The sequence below is a fragment of the Polaribacter sp. Hel1_85 genome, assembly GCF_000766795.1.
Taxonomy (GTDB): Bacteria; Bacteroidota; Bacteroidia; order Flavobacteriales; family Flavobacteriaceae; genus Polaribacter.
Genome location: NZ_JPDS01000002.1, coordinates 794,526 through 809,825, shown reverse-complemented (window position 1 = coordinate 809,825; position 15,300 = coordinate 794,526). Strand labels below are relative to the sequence as shown.

16 protein-coding genes are annotated in these 15,300 nt (G+C 30.1%); 13 read left to right on the top strand and 3 right to left on the bottom strand.

From position 1 onward, the window contains the following. The first annotated feature begins 151 nt into the window (after positions 1-151). The 7 genes from PHEL85_RS10590 to PHEL85_RS10560 all read left to right on the top strand — a co-directional run bounded on the left by PHEL85_RS10590 (position 152) and on the right by PHEL85_RS10560 (position 8,958). Positions 152-2,056 carry a hypothetical protein gene (locus tag PHEL85_RS10590; protein WP_036824840.1) on the top strand — a complete coding sequence of 635 codons (1,905 nt, stop codon included), beginning with the start codon at positions 152-154 and terminating at the stop codon, positions 2,054-2,056. Positions 2,057-2,218: 162 nt separating this feature from the next. After that, on the top strand, positions 2,219-2,971 hold the full coding sequence (locus PHEL85_RS10585) for a Crp/Fnr family transcriptional regulator (RefSeq protein ID WP_235318264.1): 753 nt from the start codon (positions 2,219-2,221) through the stop codon (positions 2,969-2,971). A 285-nt stretch (positions 2,972-3,256) separates the two neighbouring features. Then, a complete protein-coding gene (locus tag PHEL85_RS10580) occupies positions 3,257-4,642 on the top strand; it encodes a CmpA/NrtA family ABC transporter substrate-binding protein (RefSeq protein ID WP_036826239.1) in 1,386 nt (461 codons plus the stop codon). Positions 4,643-4,664: 22 nt separating this feature from the next. Further along, entirely contained in the window at positions 4,665-5,771 is a 1,107-nt protein-coding gene (locus PHEL85_RS10575) for an ABC transporter permease (protein WP_036824836.1), read from the top strand. 155 nt (positions 5,772-5,926) lie between these two features. Next, positions 5,927-6,784 (top strand): ABC transporter ATP-binding protein, encoded by an 858-nt coding sequence (locus PHEL85_RS10570; protein WP_036824830.1) that lies wholly within the window; start codon positions 5,927-5,929, stop codon positions 6,782-6,784. Then, entirely contained in the window at positions 6,784-7,614 is an 831-nt protein-coding gene (locus tag PHEL85_RS10565) for an ABC transporter ATP-binding protein (protein ID WP_036824828.1), read from the top strand. The genes PHEL85_RS10570 and PHEL85_RS10565 overlap by 1 nt, the downstream gene beginning before the upstream one ends. A gap of 135 nt (positions 7,615-7,749) precedes the next feature. Continuing rightward, positions 7,750-8,958, top strand: coding sequence for a hypothetical protein (locus tag PHEL85_RS10560; protein ID WP_036824823.1), 1,209 nt, complete (start codon positions 7,750-7,752; stop codon positions 8,956-8,958). A gap of 561 nt (positions 8,959-9,519) precedes the next feature. Here PHEL85_RS10560 and PHEL85_RS10555 read toward each other — a convergent pair. Beyond that, positions 9,520-10,245 carry a S24 family peptidase gene (locus PHEL85_RS10555; protein ID WP_036824819.1) on the bottom strand — a complete coding sequence of 242 codons (726 nt, stop codon included), beginning with the start codon at positions 10,243-10,245 and terminating at the stop codon, positions 9,520-9,522. A gap of 122 nt (positions 10,246-10,367) precedes the next feature. Between PHEL85_RS10555 and PHEL85_RS10550 the strand changes: the two genes are divergently transcribed. From PHEL85_RS10550 to PHEL85_RS10530, 5 genes are read left to right on the top strand one after another with little or no spacing between them, the layout of a single operon-like run. Then, positions 10,368-11,582 carry a site-specific integrase gene (locus PHEL85_RS10550; protein ID WP_036824815.1) on the top strand — a complete coding sequence of 405 codons (1,215 nt, stop codon included), beginning with the start codon at positions 10,368-10,370 and terminating at the stop codon, positions 11,580-11,582. 7 nt (positions 11,583-11,589) lie between these two features. After that, a complete protein-coding gene (locus PHEL85_RS10545) occupies positions 11,590-11,877 on the top strand; it encodes a hypothetical protein (protein WP_036824813.1) in 288 nt (95 codons plus the stop codon). After that, the gene (locus PHEL85_RS10540) at positions 11,874-12,146 is read left to right on the top strand and encodes a helix-turn-helix domain-containing protein (RefSeq protein ID WP_036824809.1); all 273 of its coding nucleotides are present in this window, start codon (positions 11,874-11,876) and stop codon (positions 12,144-12,146) included. The genes PHEL85_RS10545 and PHEL85_RS10540 overlap by 4 nt, the downstream gene beginning before the upstream one ends. A 1-nt stretch (position 12,147) precedes the next feature. Then, positions 12,148-12,366 carry a hypothetical protein gene (locus PHEL85_RS10535; protein WP_036824806.1) on the top strand — a complete coding sequence of 73 codons (219 nt, stop codon included), beginning with the start codon at positions 12,148-12,150 and terminating at the stop codon, positions 12,364-12,366. 59 nt (positions 12,367-12,425) lie between these two features. Then, positions 12,426-12,647 carry a hypothetical protein gene (locus PHEL85_RS10530; RefSeq protein WP_036824803.1) on the top strand — a complete coding sequence of 74 codons (222 nt, stop codon included), beginning with the start codon at positions 12,426-12,428 and terminating at the stop codon, positions 12,645-12,647. Positions 12,648-13,061: 414 nt separating this feature from the next. Here the strand turns inward: PHEL85_RS10530 and PHEL85_RS10525 are convergent, their stop codons facing one another. Then, positions 13,062-13,415, bottom strand: a complete 354-nt coding sequence (locus PHEL85_RS10525; RefSeq protein WP_036824800.1) for a hypothetical protein — start codon at positions 13,413-13,415, stop codon at positions 13,062-13,064. A gap of 295 nt (positions 13,416-13,710) precedes the next feature. Between PHEL85_RS10525 and PHEL85_RS17770 the strand changes: the two genes are divergently transcribed. After that, positions 13,711-13,905 (top strand): hypothetical protein, encoded by a 195-nt coding sequence (locus PHEL85_RS17770; RefSeq protein WP_156109189.1) that lies wholly within the window; start codon positions 13,711-13,713, stop codon positions 13,903-13,905. Here the strand turns inward: PHEL85_RS17770 and xylE are convergent. After that, the gene (gene xylE, locus PHEL85_RS10520; protein ID WP_036824798.1) at positions 13,873-15,291 is read right to left on the bottom strand and encodes a D-xylose transporter XylE; all 1,419 of its coding nucleotides are present in this window, start codon (positions 15,289-15,291) and stop codon (positions 13,873-13,875) included. The two genes, PHEL85_RS17770 and xylE, sit on opposite strands and share 33 nt — an antisense overlap. Positions 15,292-15,300 lie beyond the last annotated feature (9 nt).

Sequence of the window (15,300 nt, the reverse complement as noted above, 5' to 3'; positions counted from 1 at the left end):
ATGTAAATATATATGCATAAAAGAATTGAAATTATGATAAATGTCAGTAATACAGTGATTTGTGTGTAACATTTGTTACATAACGATTATTTATATTGGTGTGTTAGATATTTTGAGTTAAAGTCGTTTTAAATTATTGTAGATTTGAATAATGGATAAAAGGAAGAAGGTTAAGTCACTTTTTATAATCGCTTTTTTGTTATTTTCTGCACTACTTCTTGTTAAAAACAATAAGTTATTCGAAGTTGAAGAAGATTACAAAATTGTTAAGGAAAATGTATATGAAGGAGCAGAACTTGCAACTTCAGAATCTTGTTTTTTGTGTCATCAAAATACAAAAGGATACTCTCAATATCACAATCCAGAATATATAGGTTGTGCAAGTTGTCATTTAGGAAATACAACTTCATCTGTTAAAGAAGAGGCTCATAAAGACATGGTTTTAATTCCTGGAAACTTATCGGATGCAAAACAAACTTGTGGTAAATGTCATGCAAGTGAATTACATAAAGTAGAAAATTCTTTAATGACAACAAATAGTGGTCTTGTGGCTGTAGATAAATTTGTTTTTGGCGAAGCAGATAGTTTAAATACTCATTATCATATTAAGGATTTAAAAAACTCAGCATCAGATAAACATTTAAGAGATTTGTGTGCGAATTGCCATTTAGGCGCAGAAAAAAAATCTTTTGGAGCCATAAATCAAATGAGTAGAGGTGGAGGTTGTAATGCTTGTCACTTAAATTATTCTGATGATGCAAAACATGATCTTGAGAATTATTTAGCTTCAAACAAAAAAGAGATTCCAGTATTTCATCCATCAACAGATATTTTTGTAAATGATATGCATTGTTTTGGTTGTCATAGCCGTTCTAGTAGAATTTCTACAAATTATTTGGGTTTGCAAGAAACTTTGTTAGAAGAAGGTGAAGTAAAAAATAAATCGGATTATCAAGTTTTAGATGACAAACGAGTTTATAAATATATTGAAGAAGATGTACATCACACAAAAGGAATGTTGTGTATAGATTGTCATTCTTCACATGAAGTTATGGGTGATGGAAAAAAATATGCACATGAAGAACAAGCCGTAAAGGTCCAATGTATAGATTGTCATTTTAAAGAAAAACCAAATACAATTCCATATGATTCTTTAGACACAGAAAGCATGCTTGTTTTTTATCACAGAGAATATAAACATCAAGATAAGCCAATTATTGCTGTAAAAAAAGATGGTCATCCTTTAGTAAATACATATGTAGATAGTTTAGGAGATGCTTTTTTAATTGGTAAAAAAGATGGAAAATTACACGCATTAAAACCTCAGGGAGATGTCTGTTCTAGAGATAATGCTCATAAAAATGTAAGTTGTGCAACTTGTCATTCTTCTTGGACGCCACGTTGTATTGGTTGCCATAATGAATTTGATAAAGATGAACCCAATGCTTTCGATTTGTTAGACAAAAAGTATACAAAAGGTCAATGGAAAGAATATGTTGCAGAATTTTCATCATCAATACCTGCAATGGGAGTTCGTGAGAATGAAGAAGGAAAAACTGTTGAACCAGCAATTCCAGGTATGATTATGACGATTGATTTAGGTAGTTATTCTGATAAAACTACAGAAGAAAATATCTTGTTTCACAGGTTATATGCGCCTAATTCACCTCATACAACCACAAAAGAAGTTCGTGATTGTAAATCTTGTCATTCTAATGCTGCAACTTTAGGATATGGAAAAGGGAAATTAGATTATGAAATAAAAAAGAACAAAGGGAAATGGATTTTTACACCAGAATACGCCTTAAACCCTAATGATAATTTACCAGAAGATGCATGGATTCCTTTTTTGAAAGAGGTTGATAAGAATACGATAAATTCTACAAGATCAGATTTTAGACCATTTTCTGTTGAAGAGCAACAAAAACTACTACTTGTTGGAGCTTGTTTACAATGTCATAAAGACAATTCTAAAGAGATGCAACAAACTTTAGAGTTAGGTATAAAACCAATGTTAAAAAACATTAGCACTCAATGTATTTTACCAGCGTATTGATTTTAAAAAGACTTATAGTTTTGTGATTTCAATAATTTAAAATTGTTATTTCTTTGATTGTTAAATCATAGAAACCTTTTTTTGTGATACTTCTAAAAATAAGTATAAGTTTTTAATAATAAGTATTATTACGTAGTTTTGTTAAAAATAATTGTATTTAAATTGCCTAACACTACTAACATATTATTAAAAAACTCAAGAAAAGTAATTACTGATTTTTCTTGTGCATCTTGTATGAATGAAGATTGTTTGATTAAAAAAAATTTAAACAATATTACCAATTCAGCTTTTGTAGAAAATAAAAAAACTTTAAAATGTAAAAAAGGACAGCAATTTATAATTGAAGGAGCTCCTGTAAATGGTTTGTTTTTTATCTTAAAAGGAACCGTAAAAGTTTTTAGAACAGGTATTAACGGACGAGAACAAATTGTACGTTTTGCAAAAGAAGGAGAGATCATTGGCCATAGAGGTTTTGGTACAGAAGAGTATTATTCTATTGGTGCAATCGCTTTAAAAGACACTGTTTTGTGTTATATTTCTAAAAAAGATTTACAAGAAGCTTTGCTAGAAAACCCTAAGTTTGGTTATGATATGATGCTGTTTTATGCAAATGAATTAAATAGAAGCGAATCTAAAGTAAAGTCTATTTCTCAAATGACGGTTAGAGAACGTGTAATTGACACTTTATTATATATCAGTAGAAAATTTGGAGATTTAAATGGTTTTTTAAATCTACCATTAAGTAGAAAAGAATATGCAGATTATGCAGGAACTACAGAAGAACAAGTAATTAGAGTGTTTTCTATGCTTAAAAAAGAAGAGTTAATTTCTGCAAAAGGAAAAAAAATTGGTATTCCAGATATTCAAGTTTTAAAGAATGAAATTAGTGAACACAATTATTATCTAGACACATAAATAAATTTAGTTTTTTGATTTTGAATCTAAAACCTTTCTTGTTTTTATAACTTGAAAGGTTTTTTTACGTAAAAAATTCTTCTAAAAATAAGTAATTATATAGCTTACTTAGTTTGTTAAAGTGTTGTTTTGTAGTTTTTTATGATGTAAACATGTTTTTTGGCAGTTTTTTATGTGTTTAAAAAAGAGGTTTTATTGTGTGTAATATCATGAAATGAAAAGTAGTCTAGGTATATATTTGTCAAAAAATAAGTATTAATACGTAGATTGTTAAAACCCATACAAATGAAATCTCTATTTAAAAAATCGACTTACATTTTACCAGCAGCAATGTTATTGTTTGCATGTGGAGGTAAAGAAACTAAAAAAACTACAACAACTGTAGAAGCAAAAACATCAACTACAAAAACATTAGAAATTGAGAAGCCTCAATTAACTTTTGGGTTTATCAAATTAACAGACATGGCTCCTTTAGCTATTGCTAAAGAAAAAGGATTCTTTGAAGACGAAGGATTATTTGTTTCCGTAGAAGCTCAATCTAACTGGAAAAACGTTTTAGATAGAGTTATAGATGGTCAATTAGATGGATCTCATATGTTAGCAGGTCAACCAATTGCTGCAGGTGCAGGTTTTGGGCGTCAAGCAAAATTAGTAACTCCTTTTTCTATGGATTTAAACGGAAATGGAATTACAGTTTCTAACGATGTTTGGTCTAAAATGAAGCCAAATGTACCCACAGATAAAGATGGTAAACCTGTTCACCCAATTAAAGCAGACGCTCTAAAACCAGTAATTACAGAATATAAAAATTCTGGAAAAGCTTTTAAAATGGGAATGGTATTTCCTGTATCTACACATAACTATGAAATTAGATATTGGTTAGCTGCAGCAGGAATTCACCCAGGAATGTACACGAAAGAAAACGTACAAGGACAAATTGATGCTGAGGTTTTATTATCTGTAACTCCTCCGCCACAAATGCCAGCAACTTTAGAAGCAGGTACTATTTTTGGATATTGTGTTGGTGAACCTTGGAATCAGCAAGCAGTATTTAAAGGAATTGGAGTTCCTGTAGTAACAAATTACGATATCTGGAAAAACAACCCAGAGAAAGTATTTGTAATGACTGAGAAGTTTATTGAAGATAATCCAAATACAGCAGTTGCAGTTACAAAAGCATTAATTAAAGCTGGTAAATGGTTAGACAAACCAGAAAACAGAAAAGAAGCAGTACAAATTTTATCTATGTCTCAATATGTTGGTGCTCCTGTAGAGGTATTAGCAAATTCAATGACAGGTACTTTTGAGTTTGAAAAAGGTGATAAAAGACAAATGGAAGATTTTAACGTATTCTATAAATACAATGCAACATATCCTTTCTATTCTGATGGAATCTGGTTCTTAACGCAAATGAGAAGATGGGGACAAATTCCTGATGCAAAACCAGCAGCTTGGTATGCGAATACAATTAAAGATATTTACAGACCAGATATCTGGAAAAAAGCAGCAGCTCTTTTAGTTGAAGAAGGAAACATTCCTGCTACAGATATTCCTGCAACAGATGGTTATAAACCAGCAACAGCAGATTTTATTGACGGAACAACTTATGATGCTAAAGATCCTTTAGGTTATATCAATAGTTTTAAAATAGGAAATAAAGATAAAAAATAACAATACCCCAGAAAATAATATTATGAAAGCAAGTTTAACACTAGGAAAGGTTTCTAATTTTATAGGATTAGGTTTTTTTACAACATTAAAAGATCTGTTTACCGGAAAACTAGAAAAAGAAGATTTTAAAAACTTTTTACGTAAGACAATAGTTCCACTTGCTTCCATTTTATTATTTATTGGTTTGTGGCATTTAGGAGCAAAATCTTTATACAATATTGAAGCAGAATTTAAAATTGAAAAGGCGCTTACTGATCAAGGTCAAGCAGCTGCAGATGCTTTAACAGCTTGTATTGCTTCTGGTGAATCTAGTTGTCAACCAAATACATTGCCTTCACCAAGTCAGGTTTGGGAATCTTTTCAGTCTTTATTAAGAGATCATAATATTATTAGTGCAGATAAAGCTGCTTTTGCAGAAAAAACTGCGACTTTAAATGCTAAAAGAATTGCTGAAGGGAAAGATGCAATTACGTATACAGGAAGACCCTCTTTTGTAGACCAAATATTTAGAAGCTTACAAACGGTATTTGCTGGTTTTTTATTGGCATTATTAATTGCAGTTCCTTTAGGTATTTTTATAGGATTGAGTCCTACTTTAAAAAGTGCATTCAATTGGTTTATTCAAATTTTTAAACCAGTATCACCAGTAGTTTGGTATTTATTAGTTTTTATGATTGTAAAAACATTATTGATTGATTCTAATGAAGATAGTTCATTTACCATTTCATTTATAAGTGTCGGTTTTTGTTCTATGTGGGCAACTTTGGTAAACACAGCAATGGGAGTTTCTTCTGTAGATAAAGATTATATAAATGTTGCAAAAGTTTTAAAATTAGGAACTTTTCAAAAGATATTTAAAGTGGTATTACCATCTTCTTTGCCTTTAATTTTTACGGGATTAAAAATCACATTATCAGTTGCTTGGATGGTTTTAATTGCGATTGAACTTTTGGCACAGAGTCCTGGTTTAGGGTTGTTTGTTTGGGAAGAATTCCAAAACGGAGCAAACGATTCTAACGCAAAAATAATTGTTGCCATGTTTGTAATTGGTATCATTGGATTCTTATTAGATAGATTGATGTTAACAATTCAGAATTGGGTTTCTTTCGATAAAACTGATGCAATTTAATTAGGAGTTCATAACTGCGTTAGGGATTGAAGCGGCATCCTTTTTTATGTCAGTTCGAGTGTTTTGTGAAGAATGAACAAAATGTATCGAGAACAAATAAAAAAGATATAGCGTAAAGCCCGACCTTTTTAGGAAACGCCCAAAATAATAAAGAAATGGCATATTTAGAACTAAATAATATTTACAAAAGCTACGATCAAGGCGATGGAGAAACAGAAGTGTTGTCTAACATCAATTTGAAAATAGAAGAAGGAGAATTTGTCGCTATTGTAGGTTTTACAGGAAGTGGAAAAACAACTTTAGTAAATTTAATTAATGGATTAATCACACCAACAAGTGGAGCCGTTTTGTTTAAAGGAGAACCTGTGATTGGTACAAGCCATGAGCGTGGAGTTATCTTTCAAAATTACTCATTGTTGCCTTGGTTAACGGTTGGTCAGAACGTATTTATGGCAGTTAAAGAAGCTTTTCCGAAGAAAAATAAGCAAGAGTTAAATGAAATAGTTGCAAACTATGTAGAAATGGTGAGTTTAACTCCAGCAATTAATAAAAGACCAAATGAATTATCTGGTGGAATGCGTCAAAGAGTTGCCGTTGCAAGAGCTTTGGCAATGAAACCAGAAATGATAATTATGGACGAACCTTTAGGTGCTTTAGATGCCTTAACTCGTGGAAATTTACAAGACGAAATTTTAAATATTTGGGGAAAAGACAAAAGAACAGCGTTGTTAATTACTAATGATGTGGATGAAGGAATTTATATGGCAGATAGAATTATTCCTTTAAGACCTGGACCAAATGCAACTTTAGGGCCAGAGTTTAAAATTGATTTAGAACGTCCGAGAGATAAAACAGAAATGAATGATAATCCTAATTTTAAGAAAACCAGAAATGAGATTATTGAGTATTTAATGGATATTGGAAATGAGCGTAAATCTGAAGCTAAACAGGAAATAATACTTCCAGATTTAGTTCCTAAGGATTTTGTGAACCAGTTTAAATTTGGAAACTAATGAGCACTACAACAAAAAGTAAAATAACAAAAAAAGAAGCAAGAGATGGAATTTTTCCTTCGAGCGATGTAATGTTAGATTTAAAAGATTTAAAAAAAGTATATCCAACACGAAAGGGTGATTATGTAGTTTTGGAAGATTTAAATCTTCAGATAAAAAAAGAAGAATTTGTAACTATTATTGGGCATTCTGGTTGTGGTAAAACAACAATGCTTTCTATGATTGCAGGTTTGAATCCTATTTCTGGAGGAAGTATTTCTGTATTGAGCAAACATATAAAAGGTCCTGGGCCAGATAGGGGTGTTATTTTTCAATCGCCAAGTTTAATGCCTTGGATGACTTCTTTACAGAATGTTATGTTAGGCGTAAATCAAGTTTTTCCTGATGCAACAAAAAAGGAAAGAGAAGATGTTGCGAAATATTACTTGCAAAAAGTAGGTTTAGAAGACGCTTTTCATAAAAAAGCAAGTGAGTTATCTCAAGGAATGCAACAGAGAGTTGGTATTGCAAGAGCATTTGCTATTAAACCAAAAGTACTTTTATTAGATGAGCCTTTTGGAATGTTAGATTCTTTAACAAGAGGAGAATTACAAGACATCTTAATCGAAATCTGGAATAAAGAAAAAATTACAGCAGTTATGATTACGCACGATGTTGATGAAGCTATCTTTTTAGCAGACAGAGTTGTAATGATGACAAGTGGTCCGAAAGCAAAAATTGGAGATATTTTAGATATCAATTTTGAAAGACCAAGAACACGAAAATCAGTTTTAGAACATGATGATTATTATACTTATAGAAAGCATTTAATAGATTTTTTAGAACATTAAAAGAGAAAAATAAATAGTAGAAAAAGCTTTATTTAGAGCGTCATAAACATGAGATTTATCATACTTAAGATGTTTTTGTCTTTTTATATTGCGCAGCCAACCAAAAATTAAATTAAAAATTAAAATAGAATAAAAATGAAAAAACAATACATAATTTTAGCACTATTGTTAGCGAGTTTTCAGTATGTAAACGCACAATTTACCTTAGATGGAGAGTTTAGACCACGTACAGAATTATTTGGAAATGGACAATCATCAACAGCAGCAGATGGCTCTGATTCTTGGTTGCAAACAAGTGTAAGGGCAGCAATAAATGCAAAGTATAAAACAGAAGGCTATACCGTTTATTTAGGTTTTCAAGAAGTATTTCTTTTTGGAGATAGACCACAAATTTCTACTGCTGGTAACGGAAACTTTAGAGTTCAAGAGGCTTGGGCGGATTTGAAGTTGGCAGATAATTGGAATTTTAAGATAGGGCGTCAGCCACTTTCTTATGACGACCAAAGAATTTTAGGTGGTTTAGGTTGGGCACAACAAGCAAGAACTCATGATATAGGTGTTTTAAAACATACTTCTAAAAGTGGTTTTAAATTAGATGCTGGTTACTCTTTAAATACATATGGTGATAATATTTATGATACTTCAACATTATTCTCTTATAGAGAATTAGCTTTTATACATGCTAATAAAAGTTTTGGTAAACTTAATTTAAGTGGACTACTTTTAAATACTATTTATCAAAATGGTGATAGTAATAAAGCATCCTTATACACTTATGGTATACACGCTAAATTACCACTAGGAGATTTTGGATTATCAGCAAACTTATATGGACAAAGTGGTGATAGAATTAGCGGAGATGGATTGTCTGATGTAGCTGTAGAAGGTGCTAGTTTATTTAGCTTAGATGCTACTTATAAAGCATCAGAAAAAGTAACTTTATTAGCAGGTTTTGAATCTATTTCTGGTAAAACAGATGATTCTGCAGCTTTTTTCCCATTGCATGGTACAAACCATAAATTTAATGGTTTAATGGACCGTTTTTATGTTGGAAACCATGGAAATGCTGGTGGTTTGGTTGATTTAAATATTGGAGCTGGTTTTAAACTACCTAAAGGGTATGGTTTAAATGTTAAGTTCCATAGTTTTAAAGAACAATCTTTAACAAAAGAAGGTTTAGGGAGTGAACTAGATTTAGTTTTAGCAAAAGGATTTAAAGGTTATAAATTAGTAGCTGGATATTCTCAATTCTTTGAGCCAAGTTCTGTTACTGGAGCAGATAGCACACAAAATTGGGCTTGGGCAATGATCATAATTAAGCCTAAGTTTTTTAGTGGAAAATAAATTGAACTATTAGTATTATCCTTTTATTTAGTGTTGAAAATTATAATTACTAATATTTAAAACCCCTCTTTTTGAGGGTTTTTTTTATGCGTTAATTTTAATGTTTTATTTTTTTGTTGCTACATAAATTTTACAAATGTGTTAAGGGTAAATTTTGTGAATAGAATAATATGCCTTTATAATTAGCTTTGTAGAAAAGTTTTTTATCAAAAAAAAGTTAGTTAACATTTAGGAATTCTCTGTGTAAATATGAAACAATTCAATAATTTAAAAGCATTAATATGCTCATTAACAATTTTATTGTTAATGTCTTGTGGTAATCAAAAAAACCTCAACTTGTAAAAGTTGAGGTTTTCTATTTGTACTCAAGGTGGGAATCGAACCCACACTCCCGAAAGAACTGGATTTTGAATCCAGCGAAGAATGTATTGATATATGGCGTAATGAATCGTAAATTAAATAAAATCAGCATTTTGAGTTTTTTTTAATATTATAGTAATTTATGTTAAATCATTATAAACCATCATTTGTTGTACCTATGTTGTACCAATAAAATTAATGTTATAACTTATTTACTTCTACCATTTTATTTTGCCATCCATGGATAAGCCAGATAGATGTTATTTGTTCCTTAGGAAGGTCAAAATCATCAAATTTTGGGTTTTCTGACTGCAATAGAAAACATTTCTTATCATTTTTAGCTTTTCTAATATATTTTAAAAAATATCGACCATAACCTGCAAAAATCATATAAACTTGACCATATTCAATATTATTTTTCCAGTTTTCCTCTTTAGTTGCAAAAAGAATATCATCCTTTTTAATCAACTTTTCCATACTACTTGAATGTGCTCTGAAGGCTTTACAACCAGAAAAATCAGGAATATCCATATAGTAAATTGGTTTATTGGGTACATATTTATACATATCATTTTCATACCCAGGAATAGAAGCGAGTTCAAATAATGGAATTAAGTTTCTTTCGGAATCTTCATTATACACATTCTCTTCCTTTTTTTGATTGTTCGATGATTTTATAAACAAAGGATATTTTCGCTGCTTTTCAAATCCAAAGACTAAAAAATCTAAACTAACATCATAGGTATTACAAAATCTTTCTAGGAATTTAAGGTTGAATTTTGCTCTTCCGCTAAATATTTCTGCTACACCTTGTGGAGAATACCCCACATTAGTAGCTAAATCTCTTTTTGATTTAATATCTCCGTTTAACGTAAGCTCCTTATAAACAAGCTTAAACCTTTCGCTAATATCTTTTTGATTTGACATATTTCAAATTTAATACTTTATTTTTGTATTTATACTTTATTTATGTATAAATTTGCAACTCAATTTAATGAACTAAATATAAAAGTTAAATGTAAATAAAAATAATCATCAATTACAATCCTATGTCATCAAGTATAAAAATAGTTTTAAGGAAAAAATCAAACAAAAAAGGAGAGTTCCCTTTAGCTATTCGTATTACTAAAAATAGAAAGACAACATTTGTCTATACAGGATATTATTTAGAGGAAAAAAATTGGGATGTTAGAAATAAAAAGGTTAAGAAATCGCATCCAAACTCCACTAGACTTAATAACCTACTTATTAAAAAACTAGCTGAAGCTAGTGAAACAGTTTTAGAATTACAGGCAAAAAATAAGGATTTTTCAACAAAGCATATAAAAAGAAGCATTGTTAAACCTCAAGGTTCTGAAACATTTAATTCTTTAGGCAAAAGGTTTCTAGATGAGCTTCAAGTTAATGGTAAACTTTCTAGGTTAAATTCTGATAAACCCAGAGTTAACCACGTTATCAATTTTGCTAAAACAGAGACACTTTTTTTTAACGAAATAAACGAAGATTTTTTAAGAAGATTTATAATTCACTTAAGGGTAAAAAGAAAAAATTCTGAGAGATCAATAGCCAATAATCTAATTGTGATTAGAACTCTTTTTAATAGAGCAATCAAAGAAGGTGTTATTGATCAAAAGTTCTATCCGTTTGGGAAAGATAAAATTAAAATTAAGTTTCCAGAAACACAAAAGATAGGTTTAAATATTACGGAAATACAGAAAATAGAAAATGCTTCAGATTTAAGTTTACAAGAAAACCACGCAAGAAATGTCTGGCTTTTTAGTTTTTACTCTGCTGGAATGAGAGTTGGTGATGTTTTAAAAGTTAAGTGGTCTGATATTATAGATGATAGGCTTTATTATCAGATGAATAAGAATTCTAAGCGCTTATCAATTCCTCTAAAAGAAAAAACAAAGATAATTTTAAAGAAATATGAAAATAACAAAGAAGGTCAGGAGGATTTTATTTTTCCTGAATTAAAAAAAGCAATTTTGGAGAGTCCAAAAGATGTATTAACTAAAACGAAAACTGCAACCAAAAAATTTAATAAATACCTCAGTCACATTGCAAGTCATCTAAAAATCGATAAAAAGATTACGATGCATATTTCCAGGCATTCGTTTGGAAACCTTTCCGGAGATAAGATCTCTGTTGAAATCTTGCAAAAATTGTATAGGCACAGCAATATTGCTACCACAATGAATTACCAGAAAAACTTTATGCATAAAGCAGAAGATGAGGCCTTGGAAAAGGTAATTAATTTTTAATAAAAAAATGAAAATAACATATGAAAGCTTAACACCTGTTGTAAGGAGTAATTTTGAACACTTTAATGAAATTGGGACTTTAAACGATTTTATTTGGATGTTCTACCCTAAATATAAAGGAGTAGATTCCTCAAAATTTGATTATAGAAGTGAATGTCCTGATGCATTATTTAATTACGTGCATTTTTGGAAATTTAGAGATTCAGTAAAAACACATAACCATCTTTCTGAAAAAGATAGAATGATATTTTTAGTCTACATAAATACTAATTTTCAAAAACAAGAACTAAGGTGAAACAAACTAAAATAGTGATTGAAGAATTAGAAAGAATCTTCACTCAACTGTCTGAAATGACAAGTATTTTGAAGGGGCAGATAATAAACAAGTGGATTGGGAAGGAAGAAGCAATGAAACTTTTAGGGATTAAAAGTAAGACTACACTACAAAAATTAAGAGATGAAAATAAAATTATATACAGCAATGTAAACGCAAAAATCATACTTTATGATATAGAATCAATAGCAGCATACCTAAACGAAAAAAGTAATAAAAATTTAATTTAAAATGAATAAAAACAAATATACTTTAGGTTTTAACCATGGATATTCCATAATGCAGGAAGAATCGAACAAAGATGTTTTAAATTTTATTAAAGACGGAGTTTTAGAGAATGATTATCTCTTAGGGTTGGCTGATGGAAAGAAAACTGCTTTAGAACAACAATCTAAAATAATAAACAAAACCTCTTCTCAAAAAATAGAAAACGAAGAGAGAAAGAAGTAATTCTTTCAGCAACTGCCATCGAAAAAGCTATGTAGCTTTTCAGGCATAAATATTAAACAATGAAAAAAAATAAAGATTTAAAAAGCAAAACCTTAATTGCTAAACAAGATAAATCTGAAAAAGATAAGTTAGAAGATATTCTTGATCAAATTATTCGTCTAGGCTCAATACAATGTAAAAGATCTGAAATAGCAAAATCTGCAGCTTTAACACTATTAGGAGTAGGAGCCTTGCAGGGTGTTGAATATCTTATATATAGAAAAAACCAAGCTTGTAAGTAAAATATATATTTTTTTTAAACAGAAAAGTGAACCATAATAACCCCTGTCAAAGCCTGGCGGGGGTTTTTATTATTAATTTTATAAAATTATAGCAGGGCACAAGTTGTTATGTCCCAAATAATATATGATTATTTAGCCTTTTCTATCTTAAAATCTATAAGATTTTAGAACTTGATTTTTAATGGGAAAAAATTATTTAGATCAAATTTAAAATTCAAAAACACAACAAATTTAATTAATCAGATTGAATAGGTGGTTTTTTTATGCACCTTACCACCTTTACCAGTAGTTTACCAATCAGATCACCTCTCTAAACCCCTACCAATGTTGAGGTTTACCACGATTACCAGGTTTACCACCCCTATAGATAAAAGGATAAAAAATAGAAAGAATTACTTCTTTCTATTTTCTTTTTTAACTTTCAACAAAAGCAATTATCTCGCTAAACATTGACTCATAAGCGAACCAAGCAAGCCAGTTATAGTAACTTGTCTTATCTTGTGGACTAGATTTATTTTCTAATTTCCCACATTCAGATTCGAATTCATCCAGTATTTGTAGAATAACCAGGTGGTGCTTTTTTGCGAAGGCCACCGTATCATTATAAAAAATAAATCCTGGCACTGAACCTGAATTTGCAGCATAATAATCCTGAGGATGTTCAATTAATTGTTTCCATTCTAAGCCAGATTGCTTTAAAACTTTTTTATGGAATTCCGGAAAAGAACTGTGATTTTTTAAAAAATCTTTTTTACTTAAATTAGACATAATTTTAGGTTTATGTCTAAGGCTTTTAGAAGTATTTTTAGCTCTTTTTTTTTATGACTCCAATAAGAATTCAAAAGCGTAATTCTATTTATTACCATGACTTATATTTTAGAAGGCAACTATTATACATACTGGCATTATACAGTTGAAAGTAAATGAATGTACACCTATAATTGCTCATTATGCAACTTAACTTTAGGAACTAATTTAGAGAATGATTTTTTCTATACATTATTTCAGCTACGACATAAATTAACGTACTTGAAATCTATCTTTACAGTCTAGGAAAAAACATATGAAAACAATTTATATCGATTTAGACAATGTAGTCGTAGATTTTACATCCGATTTTTCAAAAATAGAAGAAGAATATTTAATGAATTATAAAGAAAACTTAGATTATATTCCAAGTGTATTTAGTTTAATGGAACCTAAGAAAAAAACTGTAGTCTTTGAATTATTTCTTCCAAAGACCTTCCATTTCTTCTAACGTTTTTCCTTTAGTTTCTGGGATATATTTCCAAACAAACCACATGGCTATTAAAGACATAACACCATATACCCAATATGCAAAACCGTGATTAAATTGCTCTGTAAGTGCAGTATTATCATTCATCATAGGAAATGTAAGTGAAACTAAATAATTAGAGACCCATTGCGCTGCAACTGCAATTGCCATTGCTTTTCCTCTAATTTTATTTGGAAATATTTCTGATAAAAGCACCCAAGTAACTGGTCCCCAACTAAGGGCAAAACTAGCAACATATAACATCATACATCCAAGCGCTAAATAACCCGTTGCGCCAGAGAAAAATACAAATCCTAGAGCTAACATAGCCACTGCCATACCTAAAGCACCAATTAACATTAATGGTTTTCTACCTTTTTTATCTACAGTTTTTACAGCGATAATTGTAAATAAGAAGTTTACTATTCCAACAATTATGGTAAGTAATAAGGCTCCATCAGTATCTGGATCGATAGACTTAAAAATTTCTGGAGCATAATATAATACTACATTAATTCCTACAAATTGTTGAAAAACAGAAAGAAGAGCACCTATAATAATTACAGCCCAACCATAAGATAATAGTTTTCCAGAAGTTTCTGTAACAGAGTTTTCTATTTCAGATAGCACTCTTTTACCTTCTTGTTCTCCATTAACTTTAATTAAAACATCTAAAGCTTCCTCTGGTTTGTTTTTTAACATTAAAGAACGAGGTGTATCTGGCACAAAGAATAATAATCCTAAGAATAACCCTGCAGGAATTACTTCTGAAGCAAACATCCACCTCCAACCTATCTCATTTAACCAAGCATCAGAACCACCACTTCTAGAAATAAAATAGTTTACAAAATAAACCACCATAAATCCACCTACAATAGCTAATTGATTAAAAGAAACTAATTTACCTCTACTGTTAGCAGGTGCAATTTCTGCAATATATAAAGGAGATAGCATAGATGCTAAACCAACACCAATACCTCCAATAATTCTATACACAATAAATATTGTTGAATATGTATGATCTAATTCTCCTAAAGTACCAATAAACATTTCTGGCATTGCAGAGCCTAATGCTGAAATTAAGAAAAGAATTGCAGCAAGAATTAATCCTTTTTTTCTACCTAATTTTTTACTTACTAAACCTCCAAAAACACCACCAATAATACAACCTATTAATGCACTAGAAACTAAAAAACCTTTAAATGCACTAGCAGCTGTTTCTGACAAGCCTTTTGGCATTACAAAAAAAATATCTAAAGAACCTACTGTTCCAGAAATTACTCCTGTGTCATAACCAAATAATAAGCCTCCTAAAGTAGCTACTAAAGTTAATTTTAATAAGTATTTAGAATTATTTGATGAACTCATAGTTTAAAT

Excerpts from the sequence above, each read along its gene's own strand:
- PHEL85_RS10590 (WP_036824840.1), top strand. The coding sequence starts at position 152 with ATGGATAAAAGGAAGAAGGTTAAGTCACTTTTTATAATCGCTTTTTTG.
- PHEL85_RS10580 (WP_036826239.1), top strand. The coding sequence starts at position 3,257 with ATGAAATCTCTATTTAAAAAATCGACTTACATTTTACCAGCAGCAATG.
- PHEL85_RS10575 (WP_036824836.1), top strand. The coding sequence starts at position 4,665 with ATGAAAGCAAGTTTAACACTAGGAAAGGTTTCTAATTTTATAGGATTA.
- PHEL85_RS10570 (WP_036824830.1), top strand. The coding sequence starts at position 5,927 with ATGGCATATTTAGAACTAAATAATATTTACAAAAGCTACGATCAAGGC.
- PHEL85_RS10565 (WP_036824828.1), top strand. The coding sequence starts at position 6,784 with ATGAGCACTACAACAAAAAGTAAAATAACAAAAAAAGAAGCAAGAGAT.
- PHEL85_RS10560 (WP_036824823.1), top strand. The coding sequence starts at position 7,750 with ATGAAAAAACAATACATAATTTTAGCACTATTGTTAGCGAGTTTTCAG.
- PHEL85_RS10555 (WP_036824819.1), bottom strand. The coding sequence starts at position 10,245 with ATGTCAAATCAAAAAGATATTAGCGAAAGGTTTAAGCTTGTTTATAAG.
- PHEL85_RS10550 (WP_036824815.1), top strand. The coding sequence starts at position 10,368 with ATGTCATCAAGTATAAAAATAGTTTTAAGGAAAAAATCAAACAAAAAA.
- PHEL85_RS10545 (WP_036824813.1), top strand. The coding sequence starts at position 11,590 with ATGAAAATAACATATGAAAGCTTAACACCTGTTGTAAGGAGTAATTTT.
- PHEL85_RS10535 (WP_036824806.1), top strand. The coding sequence starts at position 12,148 with ATGAATAAAAACAAATATACTTTAGGTTTTAACCATGGATATTCCATA.
- PHEL85_RS10530 (WP_036824803.1), top strand. The coding sequence starts at position 12,426 with ATGAAAAAAAATAAAGATTTAAAAAGCAAAACCTTAATTGCTAAACAA.
- PHEL85_RS10525 (WP_036824800.1), bottom strand. The coding sequence starts at position 13,415 with ATGTCTAATTTAAGTAAAAAAGATTTTTTAAAAAATCACAGTTCTTTT.
- PHEL85_RS17770 (WP_156109189.1), top strand. The coding sequence starts at position 13,711 with ATGAAAACAATTTATATCGATTTAGACAATGTAGTCGTAGATTTTACA.
- xylE (WP_036824798.1), bottom strand. The coding sequence starts at position 15,291 with ATGAGTTCATCAAATAATTCTAAATACTTATTAAAATTAACTTTAGTA.